Genomic DNA, 19,022 nt, shown 5'->3' on the forward strand with positions numbered 1-19,022 from the left:
CCGGCCGAACAGGCCGAATAATCAAAAAACCCACACCTGTCTCAGACAGGTTGACAACTTCCGCCAGACCCGTGGGTTTGACCGGAACGGGTGGGTTTGCGCTGAGCGAGCGAAACGCGCAAAAGGCTACTAATGCGCTCAAGCGTGACTGTGATCTGGGGCACCTCCAGACTCTTTTTTGTAGCGCGGATCACTCCGGTCCCGCAGTCCGCAAACGAGAGCGACGTCGTCATGTTGGTAGCACTGGGCCTTGCGATGGTGGCCACATTCATGTTCCTGATCATCACCAAACGCGCCACCCCGGTGGTGGCCCTGATCCTGGTGCCCGTCGCGTTCGGCCTGTTCGCCGGCGCGGGCATGGGGATCAGCGACATGATCACCGACGGCATCAAGGATCTCGCGCCGACGGCCGCGATGCTGTTCTTCGCCATCATCTACTTCGGCATCATGATCGATGTCGGGCTCTTCGACCCCATCGTGCGCGGCGTCGTCAAAGCCGTCCGCGCCGATCCCGCGCGACTTGTCGTGGGAACGGCACTGCTGGCGATGATCGTCTCGCTCGACGGTGACGGCTCGACGACGTTCATCATCGTCACGTCCGCGTTGTTGCCGCTGTACCTCAAGCTGGGGGTGAGCCCGGTGGTCCTGACCGTCACGGCAGGCCTCGCCAACGGCACCCTGAACATCTTGCCCTGGGGCGGCCCGACCGCTCGAGCCGCTGCCGCACTGGGCATCTCGCCGTCCGACGTCTTCATCCCGATGATCCCGTCCCTGGTTGCCGGCCTCGTCATCGTGTTGCTGTTCTCGTACCACCTGGGCGTCATGGAGCGTCGCCGGATCGGCAAGATCGTCATCCGGGAATCGGTCCTGTCCCGGGAGAACGACGCCGTGCTGGTGGGTACCGGTGGTGGCACGGGCGGTACCGGTGGCTCGGGTCGCAGCGGTGGCACGACGGGTGGCGACGACGCAGCAGGGAAGAGCGACGATTCGACCGGCGGCGGATTCGTCGGCAACGCTCTCGACCCGAACCGCGCCACATTGCGCCCGAAGTTGTTCTGGATCAACGCCGCACTGACGATCGTGCTGCTCGCCGTCCTGGGCATGGACGTCATCGCGATCCCGGTGCTGTTCATGGTCGCGGCAGGTATCGCGCTGGTCATCAACTTCCCGCACGTCAAAGACCAGCAGTCGGCCATCACGCGGCATTCGTCCAGCATCGTCTCGGTGGTGGCGATGGTGCTGGCCGCCGCCGTGCTCACCGGGGTGTTCGCGGGAAGTGGCATGGTCGAGGCCATCGCCGAATGGCTGACGTCGATCTTGCCGGACGCCATGGGACCGCACCTGGCCGTGGTCGCCGGAGTGCTCTCCATCCCGTTCACGTTCCTGATGAGCAACGACGCCTTCTACTTCGGCATCCTGCCGGTGCTGTCCGAGACCGCCACCACCTACGGCATCGCTCCGGTGGAGATGGCACGCGCCTCGATCACCGGGCAGACCGTGCACATGCAGAGCCCGCTCGTGCCCGCGATCCTGCTGCTGGTCTCGCTGGCCGGTGTATCGCTGGCCGACCACCACAAGAAGGTGCTGTGGCGGGCCGTGGTGGTGTCCCTCGCCATGCTGGTGGTCGGAGTCCTCGTCGGCTCCATCCCGTTCTGACACGCAGCACATGAACGTAGGCACCCGCTTGGTGGCGGGTGCCTACGCTGTTGTGATGCGGCTGCGTAACCAGGTCTTGCTCCTGCAGGTGGTGGTGATCGTGGTCAGCCTCGCGGCAGGCGTCGGGGTGGTGATCTCCACCAGCGACGACCGGCTCCGTGATGAGTACGGACAACGTGCTCTCGCCATCGCACGAACGGTTGCCACGGACAACGATGTTCGCGAGGCCGTGGCGAGCTCGGGCGGTACCTCCCTCGACCCCGCCGAACTGGGAGCCCGTCCGCTGCAAGCACAGGCGCTCGCGGTGGCGATGCGCACCGACGCGCTGTTCGTGGTGATCGCCAACGATCAGGGCATCCGGTTGGCTCATCCCGACCCCGCGGAGCTGGCCCTGCCCCTGAGTACCGATCCCACCCGTGCGCTGGCCGGACGGGAGGACCTCGCGACGGACCGCGGCACCCTCGGACAGTCGGTACGGGCCAAGGTGCCGATCTACGCGCCCGGCGGGACCGAGGTGGTGGGGCTGGTGAGTGTCGGGATATCCACTGAAGAGATCGCCGACGATCTGCGCGGAGACATTCGCACGCTGGTGCTGATCGCGTTGTCCGCGTTGCTGATCGGAGTGGTGGGATCGGCTTTGCTTGCCCGCCGCTGGCGCCGGCTGACACTGGGTCTGGAACCCGACCAGCTGGCCGAACTCGTTCGCGAGCAGGAGGCGGTACTGCATTCGATGGGTGAAGGGGTGGTCGCGATCGACCCGAGCGGTGTGGTGCGCGTGATCAACGACAAAGCGAGGCTCTTGCTGGGCGTCACCGCTCAGACAGGTAGCCCGATCGATGCCGTCGGGCTCACGCCGCGGGTACTCGAGGTGGCCCGCACTCCGGTGGACATCCCGCGCTCGGCCACGGTCGCGGATCGGGTGGTGCTGGTGAGCTCACATCGCGTGGTGCGCGACGGAAAGGATCTCGGCATGGTGCTCTCGGTGGTCGACCGCACGGACGTGGAAGACCTGACCCGTCAGGTCGATTCGATCCGGTCGATGACCGACGCACTGCGGGCACAACGACACGAATCCGCGAACCGGATGCATGTCGTCGCAGGACTCCTCCGGCAGGGCAACGCCGCCGCCGGCCTCGACTATCTGGACGAAGTGATGGGCACCGGTCCGTACGGCACCGAGCTGCCAGGTCTGGAGAACCTCACCGAACCCCACCTTCGAGCCTTTCTCGAGGCCAAAGCCGCTGCGGCCAGGGAGCGCGGGGTCGCGCTCACCCTCGGCGACCAGACCTTCCTCGACGGCACCCTGCGCGACCCCGTCGTCGTGACCACCGTCGTCGGCAACCTTATCGACAACGCAATAGAGGCGGCCTCCGGCCGGGCAATAGAGGCGGCCTCCGGCCGGGCAATCGAGGCGGCCTCGGGCAAAAACCAAGCCCTCGTGGAAGTCGAACTGATCGCCGACGATTCCACCTTGCTGGTCACCGTCGCCGATTCCGGGCCGGGCATCGGCTTCGAAGATCCCGACTCGGTCTTCGTCGAGGGGGTGACCACCCACGACGACCCGGCTGTTCCGGGTGGGCGGGGGATGGGCTTGGCGTTGGCCAGGCAACTGGCCCGCCGCGCCCGTGGCGATCTCGTCGTCGGCGACCCGGGCGGCGAGGCCGCAGCCGCCGACAATCCTTTCGGTGGCGCCGTCTTCGTGGCCCGACTGCCCGGCATCGTCGGGACAGGACATCCGGCATGAGCGCCGACGACTTCGGCGTCCTGATCGTCGACGACGACTTCCGGGTCGCCGGACTGCACGCATCGATCGTGAACGCGGTGTCGGGATTCACGGTCCTCGCGCAGGCAGGCACCCGCGAGGCGGCGGTCGCCGCCTTGACCGAGCATCCGGAGATCACCCTCGCCCTGATCGACGTCCACCTGCCCGACGGCCCCGGGCTCGACCTGTTGCCCCGCCTGAACTGCGACGCCTTCGTGATCAGCGCAGAGACCGACAGCGCGGCTGTACGTAAGGCCTTGCGCGGGGGCGCACTGACCTACCTGATCAAGCCGTTCGAGAACACGGAGCTGGCGCGGAGGCTCTCGGCGTATTCCCAGTACCGTCGCATCCTCGCCACACCCACCACCGAGCAGAGTGCCGTCGACGCCGCGCTCGGCGCCCTGCGGACCGGGCGTGCGCTCAAAGAAGTCGCCGAGACCGGTTCTCAGACGGAGGAACTCATCCTGGCGGCGTTCGACGATGCGGACCACGTCATGTTCGCCGATGAGGTCTCGGCCGCCGTCGGTATCTCGCCGCCGACCGCGCGCAGGCACCTGGCGAACCTGGTCTCGTCGGGAAAACTGACCATGAAGTTGCGTTACGGCGCGACCGGGCGACCGAAACAGGAGTACCGGCTTCCTTCGAGGCCCGGGTAGATTGCCCTGAGGTCAACCGGCTGTACGGGTGGGGGAGTGGATGAGGTTTCCGGGTCAGGAGTCGGACTTCGGTTCGGTGTTGCTCGGTTCGGCCACGGACACCGTCCGGCGTCAGCGGATCCGGATCCAGTTGCTGATCACGGTGTCGCTGCTCACCGCCAACGCGATCGGCGCGGGCATGGCAATCCTGCTGGTGGTGGTGGGCATCCCGGAGCCGAGCGTGCTCGAGGCGCAGTTCTGGTGGGTCAACTTCATCGTGGTGCCGGTGTACGTCGGGATCGCGTTCGGTTTCGGCTGGGCGGTCGGTACGACGCGGGTGCTCCGCCGGTTGCGCTGGGCGCTGCGCGACGAACGCCCCACCCCCAAACAGGCTCGTGCAGCGCTGCGGGCACCGTGGGTGCTGACCAGACTCCAGCTCGGACTGTGGCTGGTGGCCGACGTGCTGTTCACGCTCTGCTACGGCATCCAGGACCCCGGATTGATCCCGAAGATCATGCTGGTCATCGGTCTGTCGGGCGCGGTCGTCTGCGCCATCTCGTACCTGCTGACGGAGTTCTCCCTGCGACCCGTCGCCGCGCAGGCCCTGGAGACCGGCATCACCCGCCGCAGCAGGCTGCGGACCCGCGGCATGCTCAGCTGGGTGCTGGGGTCGGGGATCCCGATCGTCGGGATGATGCTGGTGGTGCTGTTCGCCGTCTTCCGCGACGACACCACCAAGACCGACGTGTTCATCGCGATCATGGTCCTGGGCGCGACGGCCCTGTTCACCGGTCTGCTGCTGAACTACTTGAGTATCGATGCCATCAAGGCCCCGGTCGGGTCGGTCCGACAGGCGATGACCCGGGTCGAGGGTGGCGACACCGACGTGAGGGTCGTCGTCTACGACGGCACCGAGATCGGGGATCTGCAACGCGGATTCAACCTGATGGTCGAAGGTCTCGGTGAACGCGAACGGATGCGCGACCTCTTCGGCCGCCACGTCGGCCGTGAGGTCGCCGAGGCGGCCCTGGCCCAGAATCCCGAACTCGGCGGTGCCGAGCGCGTGGTCGCGGTGGTGTTCATCGACGTCATCGGTTCCACCACGCTGGCTGCCACCCGGCCCCCGAACGAGGTCGTCGAGTTGCTCAACAGATTCTTCGCGGTGGTGGTCACCGCTGTCGAGAGACACCAGGGGCTGGTCAACAAGTTCGAGGGTGACGCGGTGCTCGCGGTGTTCGGGGCGCCCCTCGAACTGGGCGACGCCGCGACCGAGGCGCTCGCCGCGGCCCGGGAGATCTCGGTGGATCTCGCCGCCGACGTCGCCGAACTGGCAGCGGGAATCGGCGTATCGCACGGCCCCGTCGTCGCGGGCAATGTCGGTGCCATCCAGCGCTTCGAATACACCGTCATCGGCGATGCGGTGAACGAGGCGGCGCGCCTCAGCGAACTGGCGAAGAAGGATCCGACCCGGCCGCTGTCGTCGGGGACCGCGGTGGCTGCGGCCACCGATGTCGAGGCGGCGCAGTGGGATTGGCAGGAGAAGACCGAATTGCGCGGACGCTCCGAAGTGACCGAGGTGTATGCGGCGAAGCGCCCGTCGACCGACTAGAGCTGCTTGCGGCTGTCGCCGAGGCCCTCGGCCAGGTCGAGTTGCCGCAGCGCACTACGCAGCACCTCGTCGTCGATGCGCCCACGGTCCCGCTCGTCGATGAACACCTCGCGCTGAATCTGGATGAGCTCGTTGCGGATCCGGTTGTACGCCTCGCTCGGGCTCTCTCCGAGTTCGTCGGAATCGCGACCGAGTCCCTCCCAGGCCAGGTTCTTTCTCGTCCGGATCCAGTGCCGCAGGATCTCGACCTGCTCACCGCGAGCATCGTCGGCGGGAATCGTCGCGGCGATCTCGTCGAGTCGCTTGATCGCAGCGCGCCCTGCGCGGTCCTGCGCCCGGGCGAGTGAGACCAGGTCGGCCTGATGGTCGTCGCCCTGGACGCCCAGCCATCTGATGATCAACGGCAACGTGGTGCCTTGCAGCAGCAGTGAGCCGACCACCACGACGAAGGTCAGGAACAGGATCGCGTCGCGGGCCGGGAACTCCGAGCCGTCGTCGATGGTCAGCGGAATGGCGAAGGCGGCAGCCAGACTCACCACCCCGCGCATGCCGGCCCACGACACGACGAAGACGGCGCCGGCCGTCGGTGCCACCTCACGGTTGCGGATCCGCGGGAACAGCCGCGCGCCGTACGTTGCCGTGTAGACCCACACGATCCGGATGACCACCGTGGCCAGGAAAACCGCCGCCGCGGCCCAGCAGATCCCACTGATCGACCGGCCGTCGAGGCCCTCGATGACCTGAGGCAGTTGCAGTCCGATGAGCAGGAACACGAACGCTTCGAGGATTGCGTCGATCGATTTCCAGACCGCGTTGTCCTGCAAACGGGTGGCGTAACCTTCGCGCACCGATCGCTGACCGAGGTAGAGGCCCGCCACCACCACGGCGATGACCCCGGAGGCGTGAACTTCCTCGGCCACGAAGTAGACGACGAACGGCGCGAGGATCCCCAGCGCCGTCTCTATCGGTGGGTCGTCGAGAAAGTGTCGGGCGAAGGCCACGGCGATACCGGCCGCCATCCCGATGACCACGCCACCGATCGCGGCTTCGGCGAAGGCCAGGATTCCGTCCCACACCGTGGTGGTGGCGCCGATCGCGGCAGCGAGCGCGAGTCGATAGGCGGTCAGCGCGGTCGCGTCGTTGAGCAGACTCTCGCCACCGAGCAGCGTCATCACGCGACGCGGCAGGCCGAGGCGGCGTCCGACGGCCTGCGCGGACACGGCGTCCGGCGGTGCGACGATGGCCCCCAGCACGAACGCGGCCGCCCACGGTAGATCGGGAACCGCGTAGTAGGCGACCACACCGACGCCTGCGGCCGTGGCCAGCGGCAACCCGACGGCGAGCAGCCCCACGGCCCGGATGTTCTTCCGGAGTGCGACGTAGGAGCTGTCCTGCGCTGCGGAGTAGAGCAGCGGCGGGAGTATTGCGAACAACACGAGCTCCGGTTCGAGCGTGAACTCGGGCAAACCCGGAATCCAGCCGACCCCGAGCCCCACCACGACCAGGACGAGTGGCCCCGACAACCCGTACCGACGGCACAGCGCGGAGACGATCACCGCGACCACCGCGACGATGAGGAGCCCTTCGTTCACCTGAGAATTCCTCCCTGAGCTGACTTCTGGCCGAACCAGGCAAAGATACGGGAGAATTGCCGGAGACGAAGCCGGCGGAAAAAGAGCTCGAAGAGACCACTGCCACACGCCAGAGGCGGAGCTCGACCAGATTGGACTGTATGCGACTGCCACGAAGATCGGTGATGCACCGAAACATCAAGGCCTCCGATGTGAAGGCGGACGACGACCTGTGCGTCGAACTGCGCGATGCGGCAGCGGTACCCGTAGAAGACACCGCCCCCGACGATGTGGGGGTCTGCCAGGACTGTGCCGCCGAGGGTGTCGATCACTGGGCGCACCTGCGGCGTTGCCTCGCCTGTGGGCACGTCGCCTGCTGCGATTCGAGTCCGCGCAAGCACGCGACGACGCACTTCAAGGCCACCGGTCACCCTGTGATGCAGTCGGCCGAACCGGGTGAGACCTGGCGCTGGTGCTACGTCCACGCGCGGATGGACTGATCGGCCCGTCGTCCCTCGGCGAACCCGATGTGAGAACCGCGGAGGTCCACCCGTACGAAAGCCGCTTCGTTTGCAGCTAGCCTTACAAAGGTGACTACGAATACCTCGGGGAGCGGCGTTGTCATCAACGCAGTGCCCGACCGTATCGGCACCCCCCTGACACCGGGCGCCACCAAGGTGATGCTCCTCGGCGCCGGAGAGCTCGGCAAAGAGGTGGTGATCGCCTTTCAACGGTTGGGCGTCGAGGTGATTGCCGTCGACCGCTACCCCAATGCCCCCGGCCATCAGGTCGCACACCGTTCGCATGTGGTCGACATGACCGATCCCGTGGCGCTGCGGGCCGTGATCGAGGCTGAGCAGCCCGACTATGTGGTCCCGGAGATCGAGGCAATCGCCACCGAGGTGCTCGTCGAGATCCACGAAGAAGGTTTCACGGAAGTCATCCCGACTGCCCGCGCGACCGCGCTGACGATGAACCGTGAGGGCATCCGCCGGCTCGCGGACGAACGGCTGGGTCTGCCGACGTCGCCGTACGCGTTCGCGGACTCGGCCGACGAGATCCGCGCGGCCACGGCCCGCGTCGGGTACCCGTGCGTGATCAAGCCCGTGATGTCGTCGTCGGGCAAGGGTCAGAGCGTGGTCCGGGGCCCCGATGAGATCGACGCCGCCTGGGATTATGCGGTCGCAGGCGGGCGCGTCAAGGGCGGCCGGGTGATCGTCGAGGGTTTCGTCGACTTCGATTACGAGATCACCCTGCTCACCGTCAGGGCGATGGACCCTGCGACCGGGCGGCTGGCGACCTATTTCTGCGCGCCCATCGGCCATCGCCAGCAGCATGGTGATTACGTCGAATCGTGGCAGCCCCAGCCGATGAGTGAGGTCGCGCTCGGTGGTGCGACGTCGGTGGCCGCGCGTATCGCCGCGGCTCTGGGCGATGGCCGCCTCGGTGGCCGCGGCATCTTCGGGGTCGAGATGTTCGTCAAGGACGACGATGTGTATTTCTCGGAGGTCAGTCCGAGGCCGCACGATACGGGTCTGGTGACGCTCGGCACCCAAAGGCTTTCGGAGTTCGAGATGCACGCCAGGGCGATCCTCGGCCTGCCCGTCGATGTCACGCTCGCCTCACCCGGAGCCTCTGCCGTGATCTATGGCGGTCTCGACGAGCCGGCGATTGCCTTCGAGAACGTGGCTGCGGCGCTGGCGATCCCGGAGACCGACATCCGGCTGTTCGGCAAACCCGAGAGCTTCGTACGCCGCCGCATGGGCGTGGTCATCGCGACGGCCGACGACGTGGGCACTGCGCGGCAACGGGCAGGCGACGCCGCTCGCCTGGTCCGCCCAATCAGCACGTCGCCGCAGGCCGACACCGCTGCCGTGGCGGCGGCCAGCAGAGAACCGACGCCACAGCCGGCTGCGGCGCAGGACGACCTGGCGCAGACCCGCATGACCCGTAGGCCGCCGTCGCCTGCCGGGCCACCCCCGAACGCCGGGCCACCCCCGAACGCCGGGCCACCCCCGAACGCCGGGCGACCGCCGCAGCAGGCACCGCGTCCGGACGTTCGGCTTCAGAAGCCGGTCCGCTCCGGCGACGACCCCCGGTAGCGCGGATGTCCCTAGTCGGCGAGCTCGTGGTCGCCGCGGTGATCTTCATCGGTCTCTGCGGCGTGGTGTTGCCCGTATTGCCGGGTTTGATCCTCATCCTGGCCGCAATCGGGGTCTGGGCGTTCGTCGTCGGCGGCTGGGCGTGGCTGGTGTTCGCCGTCGCAGCCGGTTTTCTGGGCGCAGCCGCGCTGGTCAAGTATCTCGTCGCGAACAAGTCGATGAAGAACTCGGGGGTTCCCGGACGCACGGTGATCGCCGGTGGACTTCTCGGTATCGTCGGTTTCTTCGTGATCCCGGTCGTCGGACTGATCATCGGGTTCGTGCTGGGTGCTTTTCTCGCCGAGTGGTATCGGAACAAGAGCATCGAAGCCGGCTGGCGCGGAGCGGTTGCCGCCACCAAGGCCGCGGGCATCGCGATGATCATCGAGCTGGCGGGCGCCCTGTTCGCCGCGTCGATCTGGCTGGGCGCGGCGTTCGTCTACTAGCCCTCGACCGTGCCGAGCCGCAAACGCTCCGCCTTTGCAAAGACGCGCCACAAATAAGTGGCGCGTCTTCGTATTTGTGGAGCGTTTGCGGCGGGAGCGGGGTGCTAGCGCTTGCGGCCGATGGGGACGATCATCGGACCACCGGAGATCGGGTCGGTCATCACCTGAGACCGCAGACCGAACGCTTCCTGCAGCAGCTCGGTCGTGATGACGTCACCGGGCGCACCTTCGCGGATGATGGCGCCCTCGCGCATCACGACCAGCCAATCGCTATAGCGGATGGCGAGATTGAGGTCGTGCAGCACCATGATGATCGTCTTGCCGTGCTTGCTGCAGAGGTCGTCGACGAGGTCGAGCACATCGATCGAGTGGGACAGATCGAGGTAGGTGGTGGGCTCGTCGAGCATCACCACATCGGTCTGCTGCGCCAGCGTCAGGGCGATCCAGACCCGCTGACGTTGTCCTCCGGAGAGTGCGTCGATGGTCCGCTCGGCCAGTTCGGTGCAGTTGGTCTGCTCGAGGGCGGTGGCCACGGCGACCTCGTCTTCGTGCGACCACTGCCGATACCACGCCTGGTGCGGGTGACGGCCGCGGGAGACCAGGTCGACGACGGTCAAACCTTCGGGGGCGACGGGGTTCTGGGGGAGCAGACCCAGGATCCGCGCGACATCCTTGGTACGCAGGGTCGCGATGTCGCTGCCGTCGAGGAGTACCTGACCTCCGGTCGGTTTGAGCAGCCGCACGAGCGAGCGCAGCAGTGTCGACTTCCCGCAACCGTTCGGGCCGACGATGGTGGTGATCTTGCCGTCGGGGATGGTGACGTCGAGACCGTCGATGACGGTGCGTTCGCCGTAACCGACCTGCAGATCCGTCGCGGCGACCCGTGACGTCGCCTTCTCCGAGAACGCGGCACTCATACCGAAGCCTTCCGGTTGATCTGGATCATGAGGTAGATCAGGGCGGGTCCGCCGATGCCCGCGGTCACCACGCCGACGGGGATGCCGGCCGGCAATACGGTGCGGCACAGCAGGTCTCCGCCGATGACCAGGCAGGCACCCATCAGGCCGGAGGTGATGGGACCGGGGATCTCGGCGCGGGCGAGGCGCATCGCGATCTGCGGGGCGAGCAGCGCGACGAAGGCGATGGGGCCCGCCGAGGACACGGCGACCGCGGCGACGACGACGGCCGCGATGAGGATCGCCGCCGACACCGCGTTGGCCCGCACCCCCAGCCCACGGCACACGTCTTCTCCGAGACTGAGAATCGCGAGGTTGCGGGACTGGATCGTGACGAAGATGATCGCGGGGATCAGCACGATCAGTGGCGGCCACACGGCCTTCCAGCCCGCACTCGACACCGACCCCACGATCCAGAGCTGCGCCCGCTGCACTTCGTCGACGTTCGCGCGGGTCAGCAGGTAGGCGATCAGGGCCTGGAGCCCCCAGGTCAGGGCGACGCCCACGAGCACGAGGCGGATCGGGTCGATGCCTCTGCGCCAGGTCAGCAGGTACATCGCGAGAGCGGTCAGCAGACCGCCGAGGAGCGCCGCCACCGCGAGTCCGAGATCGGCGAGCCACGATGCCCACGTCGATCCGAAGGCGATCACCGCGACGGCGGCGGCGCTGGCGCCGGAGGTGATCCCCAGCATGTCGGGGGTGGCGAGCGGGTTGCGGGCGATCACCTGGGTCAGCGCGCCGGACATCCCGAGGCCGAAACCGACCAGCAGGCTCACCAGGCCGATGGGGAGCTGGGTGTCGAAGACGACCACGTTCTCGGCACGGGTTCCGCCGCCGAGCAGGATCCGGCCGACGTCGATGGGGCTCATCGGGAAGTCGCTGGTGCCGATACTCACCGCGAACAGGAGCAGCGCCGCCGCGGCCAGCACCAGGCCCACGCCGGTGGCCCAGGGCCGGATCACGAAGGTGCCGGCGCCGATCCGAACGACGGTGCGGCGCAGGTGGTGTGCGGGCAGCGGAGCCTGCGCGGTCTCCGGGGGCTCGGCGAATGTCGTCATACTGCGACCAACTTCATACTGCGACCAACTTCTTGGCTCGGACCAACGCGATGAAGAACGGCGCACCGACCGCCGCCAGGACGATCCCGGCCTGGATCTCCCCGGGCCGGGCGATCATCCGGCCGAGGACGTCGCAGGACACCAGTGCCACGGCGCCGATCAAGGCCGAGTACGGGACCACCCATCGATAATCGGGCCCGGTGAAGAACCGGGCCACGTGCGGCGCGACCAGGCCGAGGAAGACGATGGGTCCGCACGCAGCGGTGGCGGCGCCGACGAGCAGGGTGATCGCAACGATCCCGACGATGCGAACCTGCAGGATGCGGGACCCCAGAGCTTTCGTCATGTCGTCGCCGAGCGAGAGGATGTTGAGAAAGAACCCGCTGGCCACAGCCAGGATGAGGCCCGGTATGACGAACGGGAGCGTCGCGGTGATGACGTCCCAGCCCCGGCCTGCGATGGAACCGACCTGCCAGAAGCGCCACGCCTCGAGCGAAGCGGTGTCGATGAGCACGATGGCCGAGGTGACGGCGATCAGCATCGCGGACAGTCCGGTGCCCGCGAGGGTGAGGGTCAGTGGGCTGGCGCCTTTGCCGACCGATGCGAGAAAGAAGACCAGGCTCGCCGCCAGCATCGCGCCGATCAGACCGAAGCCCATGTACTGGATGGGGGTGGTGATACCGAGCAGATAGACGCCCGCGACCACCGCGCAAGCCGCGCCCGCGTTGACACCGAGGATGCCGGGGTCGGCCAGAGGGTTGCGGGTGTGACCCTGGGTGAGCGCTCCGGCTGCACCGATCGCCAGGCCGACGATCAATCCGAGCACGGTGCGGGGAATCCGCAGGGTCTGGACGATACCGACCGCGTCGGGGGCGCCGGGAACGTTGTCGGCCCAGAGTGCATCCCAGACCTCATGGAGGGGGATGACGCGGGATCCGATCGCAATCGACGCCGCGCACGCGATGAGGAGCAGCGTCAGCAACAGGATGGCGCCCGGTAGGCGCAGCGACTTCTTGCCCAAGACCCGGGTCCTGCCTCTTCGCGATCGACTGATTATCAACCTTGGCGAGGTTAGCCTAACTTGCCCACGTATCGCGAAACCGGAGCTCCCGCGACCCACTTCGATAACGGAAAGCTAACGAAACGAAGACATGGAGTTTCTTATCTGTTTCTTGGCTAACACTCAGGCTGTACACGACCGATTCACGTGCAAGGCCGCTGTGTCGGTGGCGTTCACGAAAAAGGAGTGAAGATGAAGCAGAAAATGGTTCGCGCTGCGGTCGCCGCAGCGGCGGCGGTCGGGATTGCGGCGGGGAGTGTCGTGGCTGCAGCTCCGGCTCAGGCGGCAGCGCCTGATCTGGCTCTCACCGGTGGGGTCTACTGCTCGTTCGGCAAGCCTGGCGACCCCTGGCAGAACGCCTGGTACATGGTCCGTTGGATGGAGGTCACCGCACACGGCCGCAACTGGCCGAACGTGACCCTGCACGAGTTCGGTGGAGCCGAGAAGTTCTCCCCGAACCTCAAAGAAGGCCAGAAGCTGCGGATCGAGACGAAGTGGTTCGGCTGCTTCCCGAGCTCGATCTCCGGATACACCATCTCCAGCGACATCGATCCGCTGCAGAACAACATCGGCTTCTGGGCCAACGTTCGGCGGATCGACAACTAGACAACCAGGTCCTCTCACCCGCAGGTAAATGATCCCTCTTCCTGACGTAGACCCCGCACATCGGTCTCGTCGGGGGGAGGGATCGTTTTGTCCGCGGGTTCATCCGGAAGGGATGAGGGCATCGAGGACCGCAGGGGCCAGACTCGTTTGCAGGCTTTCACTTCGAAGACTGATCTGACCTCATCCTTCAAGAAGGAGACACCCATGACGGAACCCGAGGCGGCCGAGGTCGGCCCCATCGACTATCTGGTGATCGAGTTTCCCGCCGACCGGACCCCCGATGGTTCGGCCTTGCCGCTGCTGGCCGACCTGGTGGATCGCGGGATCATCAAACTCCTCGACCTCGTCTTCGTCCGTAAAGAGCTCGACGGATCGATCTTTGCGGTCGCCGTGGAAGACTTCGACCTCTCCGGTGACTTCGACGTGTCGATCTTTGCCGGCGCGGCGTCTGGTCTGATCGTCCGAGAGGATCTCGACGAGGCGGCTTCCGCGCTCGAGCCCGGTTGTTCAGGTGCGATTCTGATCTACGAAAACCATTGGGCCGCACCGTTCGCGTCGGCCCTGCGGCGCAACGGCGCACAGTTGGTCGCCTCCGGACGCGTGGCCACCCAGGACCTGCTCGACTCCCTCGACGCGCTCGGCGTCTGAACTCAGCGAAGGAAAAGTCATGCCTGGTCTCTTACGCGGCGTAGCCCGCACCGCCGTCATCGCCGGCACCGCGACGTCGGTGTCCAACCGTGTCTCCCGCCGGCAAGGCAACCGATGGGCGCAGCAGTCGCAACAACAGGCGCCACAGCAGCAGGCGCCGGCGCAGCCCGTCGCCGCACCGGTTGCGGCACCCGCGTCGAGCGTCGATCGGCTCAGCGCCCTCCGCGAACTCGGCGAACTCCGCGCTCAGGGCGTGCTGACCGAGGCGGAGTTCGCCGCCGAGAAGGCCAAGATCCTCGCCTCCTGAACTCTCCTCCACTCGCGGGGTGAGGAAAGATCTGCCCGCCGCGCGCGCGAGTTGACGCGCCGCGGCGGTGGGCGTGGTACGAGTTCTGCATGCGTGATTCGGGTGAGCGGGTCCGGGTGGTTGTCGCCGACGACCATCCGATGATCCGTGATGGCGTGGTCAGGGCTCTCTCGAGCAGCGGTTTCGTCGAGGTGGTGGCCGAGGCGGGTGACGGGCGCGAGGCACTGGTCGCGATCCAGCGCGAGCTGCCCGACGTCGCGCTGATCGATTTTCGGATGCCTGAGATGGACGGTGCGGAGGTGGCTGCGGCGGTTCGTCGAGACGGGCTCGCCACCAGGGTGCTGTTGCTCTCGGCGCACACCGAGAGCGCCATCGTCTACAACGCTCTGCAGCAGGGCGCCTACGGGTTCGTGTCCAAGGATGCAGGGCGCTCCCAAATCGTCGATGCGGTGCTCGACTGTGCCGCCGGGCGTCCCGTGCTCACAGGCGAGCTCGCTGCCGGGCTCGTCGGGGAGATCCAGATGCGCCGGGACAGTACTGCGCCGGTTCTCTCTGCACGGGAGAAGGAAGTGCTCGGCATGATCGCCGAGGGCAAGAGCGTGCCCGCGATGGCCGAGAAGATGTTCGTCGCGCCCTCGACGGTGAAAACCCACGTGCAGCGGCTTTATCAGAAGCTCGGGGTCTCGGACCGGGGAGCGGCGGTTGCCGAGGCGATGCGGCACCGGTTACTCGAGTGACCGGCCCTCAATCCTCCGCGGACGCGAGTCTGGTTCGTATCACCGCGGCACTGCGACTGCTGCTGGTGGTCCTGTTCGGGTTGCTCGGTGTGGCGATCCCGGACGGCGAAGTTAGTAGTCCCGGCTATTACGTCATACTGGCCGTCTACGCGCTCATCGCCGTCGGATGGTTTGCCGTGGTCTACCGGCGCCAGGCTCCTCCCCGCATCCAGATCGCCTCTCCCGCAATCGATGTGCTCGGGCTGATCGGGCTCGCCGCGTTCTCCGGCGGAGCCACGTCGATGTTGCAGCCGGCGTTCTTCCTCATCCCCATCGCGGTCGCTTTCAAGGGAGCGCCCTGGGCCACCGGGTTGATCGGCGGCGTGACGTCGGTGGCCTATCTGGTTGTCTGGCTGACGGACCCGGGCGCCGCGGATGTCGACAGGAACGTCACCTGGCTGAACTTCGGATTCCTTCTCTGGCTGACCGCGGCCACCACCGGTCTGTCGTATGTGCTGCTGCGGCGCTCCCGGCGGATCGATGCCCTGCTCACCGCGCAGCGGCAATTGGTCACTCAGACGTTGGCCGCCTCCGATCGGGAGCGCGCCGTGCTCGCGGAGGCCCTGCACGATCGTCCGCTGCAGACGTTGCTGGCCACGCGCATGGATCTCGAGGACGTCATGGACAGTCCGTCCGCCGCCGATCTGGCGCCGGTGATGGCGAACCTGCGGAGCACGGCCACCGAGCTTCGCGAGCTGGTGTCCGGCCTGCATCCTCAGGTGCTGGCGCAACTCGGACTGGTGCCCGCGCTCACGGAACTGGCCCGGCGGCACGAAGAGCGCACCGGGGTCCCCGTCCGACTCGAGCTGACGCCCGTCGACGCCGGTGAGCTGGCATCGCTGCTCTACAGCGCCGCGGGGGAGTTGCTGACGAATGTCGTGAAGCATGCGCGCGCCGACGACGTCCTGCTCGAACTCGGCGGCGACGACACCACTCTGCGGCTGGTGGTCACCGACAACGGCGTCGGTTTCGACCCGTCGATCGTTCCGGACCGAATCGCGCAGGGTCACATCGGGATCGGAGCTCAGGCTGCCCGGGTGATCGGAGCCGGAGGCACCTTCACCATCTCCGAGCCGACCGGCGGCGGAACGCGTGTCGCGATCACCGTGCCACGGTAGGGATCACCTGAGGCGAAGCCTCAACCCTTGTTTACCTTGTCCGGCTCGCTGGCGGCGAGCATGTCTTCGCGTTCGACGACCTTGACGCGTTCGCGGCCTTCGGCGGCGCCGAGTTTGCGTTCGTGTTCGTCGAGGCGGTACCAGCCGTCCCAGGTGGTGAAGGCGACGTTCTTGTTCTCGAGGTAGTCGATGATGGCGTCTTCGCCGGGGGTGGCGGGGTCGAGGACCTTGCCGGCGAGGGCGTCGTCGAGCAGGCAGTCGACGGTCTCGTTGGCGTCGCCCTTGGTGTGGCCGATGAGTCCGACGGGGCCGCGTTTGATCCAGCCGGTGGTGTACATGCCCGTCATGTGGGTGCCCTGGTCGAAGATGCGCCCGGCTTCGTTGGGGATGACCCCGGCCTGGTCGTCGAACGGGATCTGCGGCAGGTTGTCGGAGAGGTATCCGACGGCGCGGTAGACCGCGCCGAGGTCCCAGTCGGTGGTCTTGCCGGTGCCGCGGACGTTGCCGGTCCCGTCGAGTTCGGTGCGTTCGGTGCGCAGGCCGACGACTTTGCCGTCCTGGCCCAGGATCTCGGTGGGGCTTTCGAAGAAGTGCAGGAACAGCTTGTGCGGGCGGCCCTTGGGGTCGCGGATCGCGTACTGCTCGATGATGGTGGCGACCTGGTCGGTGATCTTCGACGAACGACGGGCCACGGTGGACCCTTCGTCGTAGTCGATGTCCTCGGGGTTGACGATGACGTCGATGGTCGGTGAGTGGTCGAGTTCTTTGAGCTCGAGGGGGGTGAACTTGGCCTGGGCCGGTCCACGGCGTCCGAAGACGTGGACTTCGACGGCCTTGTTGTTCTTGAGGCCGTCGTAGACGTTGGCGGGGATCTCGGTGGGCAGGAGTTCGTCGCCGGTCTTGGCGAGGACGCGGGCGACGTCGAGTGCGACGTTGCCGACGCCGATGACGGCGACCTTTTCCGCGTCCAGGGGCCAGGTGCGGGGGAAGTCGGGGTGTCCGTCGTACCAGGCCACGAACTGGGCGGCGCCGTAGCTGCCGTCGAGGTCGATGCCGGGCAGGTCCATGATGCGGTCGTCGGTGGCGCCGGTGGAGAAGATGACGGCGTCGTACATCGACTGCAGGTCTTCCAGGGCGATGTCGGTGCCGTAGTCGACGTTGCCGATCAGCCGGATCTGCGGCTTGTCCAAGACCTTGTGCAGGGCGTTGATGATGCCCTTGATCCGCGGATGATCAGGCGCGACGCCGTAACGGATCAACCCGAACGGGGCAGGCATCCGCTCGAACAAGTCGATCGAGACACCACGGTCTTTGGCCTTGTCCGACTTCATCAGGGCATCGGCGGCATAGATCCCGGCAGGGCCCGCGCCAACGATGGCCACGCGAAGAGGACGGTTCTGATCGCTCATGAGTCGGAGTGCTTTCTCGTGCGAGTAGGAGTTCCGGCGCCCACCGATGCGGGTACCCGGACGGGGCTCAACACCCCACGGTAGGCGTTGGACCTGGCGGGAACCAAAATCGCCAGACGGTCTCGAGACGAACTCGACCGCCCGGGATTCTGGTTCCGGCCAGGCCCGGCGCTGAAGGAGAACCGGTCAGGCGCCCAGTTTGGGTGCTATCTGGTCGATTGCCCACGGGATCGTGAGGACGGTCGGCACCGACATCGCGGAGCCGATCTGCTGGTCCAGGTAGATCACTCCACCACGCTTGGCGATGTCGAGATTGTTGAAGATCGCGTTGTTCTTGAGCTTCTCGTTCGAACCCTCCCAATCGATCGCCACGACCTGGTCGAGGTTGTTGAGCAGGTTCAGGTTCTCGTTGGAGATCGTGCCGTAGAAGCCGCTGGTCACCAGGGGCTCGAGCTCGGCCGGGAAGACCTGGCCGAGATTGACGAGCATCTGGCCGCGTCCGTCACCGGGCCCATAGATGGAGATCGACCCGTCGGCGCCGGAGATGATGACGGCCGACTTCTTGCCGACCATGTTCGGGTACTGCGCCTTGGCCTCGTCGAACTTGGCGTTCGTCTGGTCGATCAGCTCCTGGGTCTCATCGGGCATCCCCACGGCGGTGCCGATCTCCTTGGTCGAGGCCGCCCACGGAATCAGCCAATCCTGGTACTGCGCCTCGCGAACGATGGTCGGAGCGACCTTGGTCAGGTTGTCGTACTGCTCGCGGGTGACCGCGTTGTTGACCGCGACGACGAAGTCCGGATTGGTCGCCAGTGCCTTCGGGATGTCGGCGCCCAGATTCTGAGTGGCCTGGCCGAGCGCGACGGGGGTGTTCTCCGCGATGTACTTCTCGTTCCAGGGTTCGATCACGTTCTTGCCCGTCGGATCGTTGAACGGGACGATCGTGGTCGGGGTGATGCCCAGCGCCATGAGGATGTCCGCGTCACCGGGGCCGAGGGTCGCGATCCGGGCGGGCTCCGTCTTGATCTCGGTCTCGCCGAAGTTGTGGGTGACGGTGACCGGCAGGGCACCTTCTTCAGCGGTGACCGATGCGCCGGTGCTGTCCTCGTCGGGGGCCGAACAGGCCGTGATCCCGATCAGAGCGGCAACAGTCGCGGTCACCATTGCTGCGCGGGCAGTCGCTCGCCTGGGGTTCTTGATTCGCACGATCTCTTCCTCACAGTCATGGAACAACCCGAAACGCCGAAAATTAGGGTTGGCTCAC

18 protein-coding genes are annotated in these 19,022 nt (G+C 66.6%); 12 read left to right on the forward strand and 6 right to left on the reverse strand.

The genetic code is table 11. The annotated features are described in order from the left end of the window. Positions 1–231 precede the first annotated feature (231 nt). From BH683_RS15375 to BH683_RS15390, 4 genes are read left to right on the forward strand one after another with little or no spacing between them, the layout of a single operon-like run. A complete protein-coding gene (locus BH683_RS15375) occupies positions 232–1,656 on the forward strand; it encodes an SLC13 family permease (protein ID WP_084837311.1) in 1,425 nt (474 codons plus the stop codon). 55 nt (positions 1,657–1,711) lie between these two features. After that, positions 1,712–3,400 (forward strand): sensor histidine kinase, encoded by a 1,689-nt coding sequence (locus BH683_RS15380; protein ID WP_084837312.1) that lies wholly within the window; start codon positions 1,712–1,714, stop codon positions 3,398–3,400. Next, on the forward strand, positions 3,397–4,074 hold the full coding sequence (locus BH683_RS15385; RefSeq protein ID WP_084837150.1) for a response regulator: 678 nt from the start codon (positions 3,397–3,399) through the stop codon (positions 4,072–4,074). The genes BH683_RS15380 and BH683_RS15385 overlap by 4 nt, the downstream gene beginning before the upstream one ends. Before the next feature lie 40 nt (positions 4,075–4,114). Further along, the gene (locus tag BH683_RS15390) at positions 4,115–5,662 is read left to right on the forward strand and encodes an adenylate/guanylate cyclase domain-containing protein (protein ID WP_084837151.1); all 1,548 of its coding nucleotides are present in this window, start codon (positions 4,115–4,117) and stop codon (positions 5,660–5,662) included. Here the strand turns inward: BH683_RS15390 and BH683_RS15395 are convergent. Further along, entirely contained in the window at positions 5,659–7,254 is a 1,596-nt protein-coding gene (locus BH683_RS15395) for a Na+/H+ antiporter (RefSeq protein ID WP_084837152.1), read from the reverse strand. The genes BH683_RS15390 and BH683_RS15395 overlap by 4 nt on opposite strands. A 164-nt stretch (positions 7,255–7,418) precedes the next feature. Between BH683_RS15395 and BH683_RS15400 the strand changes: the two genes are divergently transcribed. The 3 genes from BH683_RS15400 to BH683_RS15410 all read left to right on the forward strand — a co-directional run bounded on the left by BH683_RS15400 (position 7,419) and on the right by BH683_RS15410 (position 9,820). After that, positions 7,419–7,733 (forward strand): UBP-type zinc finger domain-containing protein, encoded by a 315-nt coding sequence (locus BH683_RS15400; protein WP_246833403.1) that lies wholly within the window; start codon positions 7,419–7,421, stop codon positions 7,731–7,733. A gap of 90 nt (positions 7,734–7,823) precedes the next feature. Continuing rightward, positions 7,824–9,335 (forward strand): formate-dependent phosphoribosylglycinamide formyltransferase, encoded by a 1,512-nt coding sequence (gene purT / locus BH683_RS15405; RefSeq protein ID WP_084837154.1) that lies wholly within the window; start codon positions 7,824–7,826, stop codon positions 9,333–9,335. Between the two features lie 5 nt (positions 9,336–9,340). Further along, complete coding sequence (locus BH683_RS15410) at positions 9,341–9,820, forward strand: DUF456 domain-containing protein (RefSeq protein WP_084837155.1); 480 nt, start codon at positions 9,341–9,343, stop codon at positions 9,818–9,820. A 104-nt stretch (positions 9,821–9,924) separates the two neighbouring features. Here BH683_RS15410 and BH683_RS15415 read toward each other — a convergent pair whose 3' ends face one another. From BH683_RS15415 to BH683_RS15425, 3 genes are read right to left on the reverse strand one after another with little or no spacing between them, the layout of a single operon-like run. Further along, positions 9,925–10,737, reverse strand: a complete 813-nt coding sequence (locus BH683_RS15415) for an ABC transporter ATP-binding protein (protein WP_084837156.1) — start codon at positions 10,735–10,737, stop codon at positions 9,925–9,927. Continuing rightward, complete coding sequence (locus BH683_RS15420) at positions 10,734–11,834, reverse strand: iron ABC transporter permease (RefSeq protein WP_084837157.1); 1,101 nt, start codon at positions 11,832–11,834, stop codon at positions 10,734–10,736. The genes BH683_RS15415 and BH683_RS15420 overlap by 4 nt, the downstream gene beginning before the upstream one ends. A 13-nt stretch (positions 11,835–11,847) precedes the next feature. Beyond that, positions 11,848–12,855: an iron ABC transporter permease gene (locus tag BH683_RS15425; RefSeq protein ID WP_084837158.1), complete on the reverse strand. Its 1,008-nt coding sequence runs from the start codon at positions 12,853–12,855 to the stop codon at positions 11,848–11,850. A gap of 231 nt (positions 12,856–13,086) precedes the next feature. Between BH683_RS15425 and BH683_RS15430 the strand changes: the two genes are divergently transcribed. From BH683_RS15430 to BH683_RS15450, 5 genes are all read left to right on the forward strand, one after another. Next, positions 13,087–13,500 carry a hypothetical protein gene (locus BH683_RS15430; RefSeq protein ID WP_084837159.1) on the forward strand — a complete coding sequence of 138 codons (414 nt, stop codon included), beginning with the start codon at positions 13,087–13,089 and terminating at the stop codon, positions 13,498–13,500. A 204-nt stretch (positions 13,501–13,704) separates the two neighbouring features. Continuing rightward, the gene (locus tag BH683_RS15435; protein WP_084837160.1) at positions 13,705–14,148 is read left to right on the forward strand and encodes a DUF6325 family protein; all 444 of its coding nucleotides are present in this window, start codon (positions 13,705–13,707) and stop codon (positions 14,146–14,148) included. 19 nt (positions 14,149–14,167) lie between these two features. After that, a complete protein-coding gene (locus BH683_RS15440) occupies positions 14,168–14,455 on the forward strand; it encodes an SHOCT domain-containing protein (protein WP_084837161.1) in 288 nt (95 codons plus the stop codon). An 89-nt stretch (positions 14,456–14,544) separates the two neighbouring features. Then, a complete protein-coding gene (locus tag BH683_RS15445) occupies positions 14,545–15,192 on the forward strand; it encodes a response regulator transcription factor (protein WP_084837162.1) in 648 nt (215 codons plus the stop codon). Continuing rightward, positions 15,189–16,349, forward strand: coding sequence for an ATP-binding protein (locus BH683_RS15450; RefSeq protein ID WP_084837163.1), 1,161 nt, complete (start codon positions 15,189–15,191; stop codon positions 16,347–16,349). Before BH683_RS15445 ends, BH683_RS15450 begins: the two co-directional genes overlap by 4 nt. Positions 16,350–16,369: 20 nt before the next feature. Here the strand turns inward: BH683_RS15450 and BH683_RS15455 are convergent, their stop codons facing one another. Together BH683_RS15455 and BH683_RS15460 are read right to left on the reverse strand one after the other, a co-directional pair. Further along, the gene (locus tag BH683_RS15455) at positions 16,370–17,758 is read right to left on the reverse strand and encodes an FAD-dependent oxidoreductase (protein ID WP_084837164.1); all 1,389 of its coding nucleotides are present in this window, start codon (positions 17,756–17,758) and stop codon (positions 16,370–16,372) included. Positions 17,759–17,944: 186 nt separating this feature from the next. After that, positions 17,945–18,964, reverse strand: coding sequence for an ABC transporter substrate-binding protein (locus BH683_RS15460; RefSeq protein ID WP_246833404.1), 1,020 nt, complete (start codon positions 18,962–18,964; stop codon positions 17,945–17,947). Positions 18,965–19,022 lie beyond the last annotated feature (58 nt).

Origin of the sequence: Williamsia sp. 1138, from assembly GCF_002095435.2 — a bacterium.
Taxonomy (GTDB): Bacteria; Actinomycetota; Actinomycetes; order Mycobacteriales; family Mycobacteriaceae; genus Williamsia.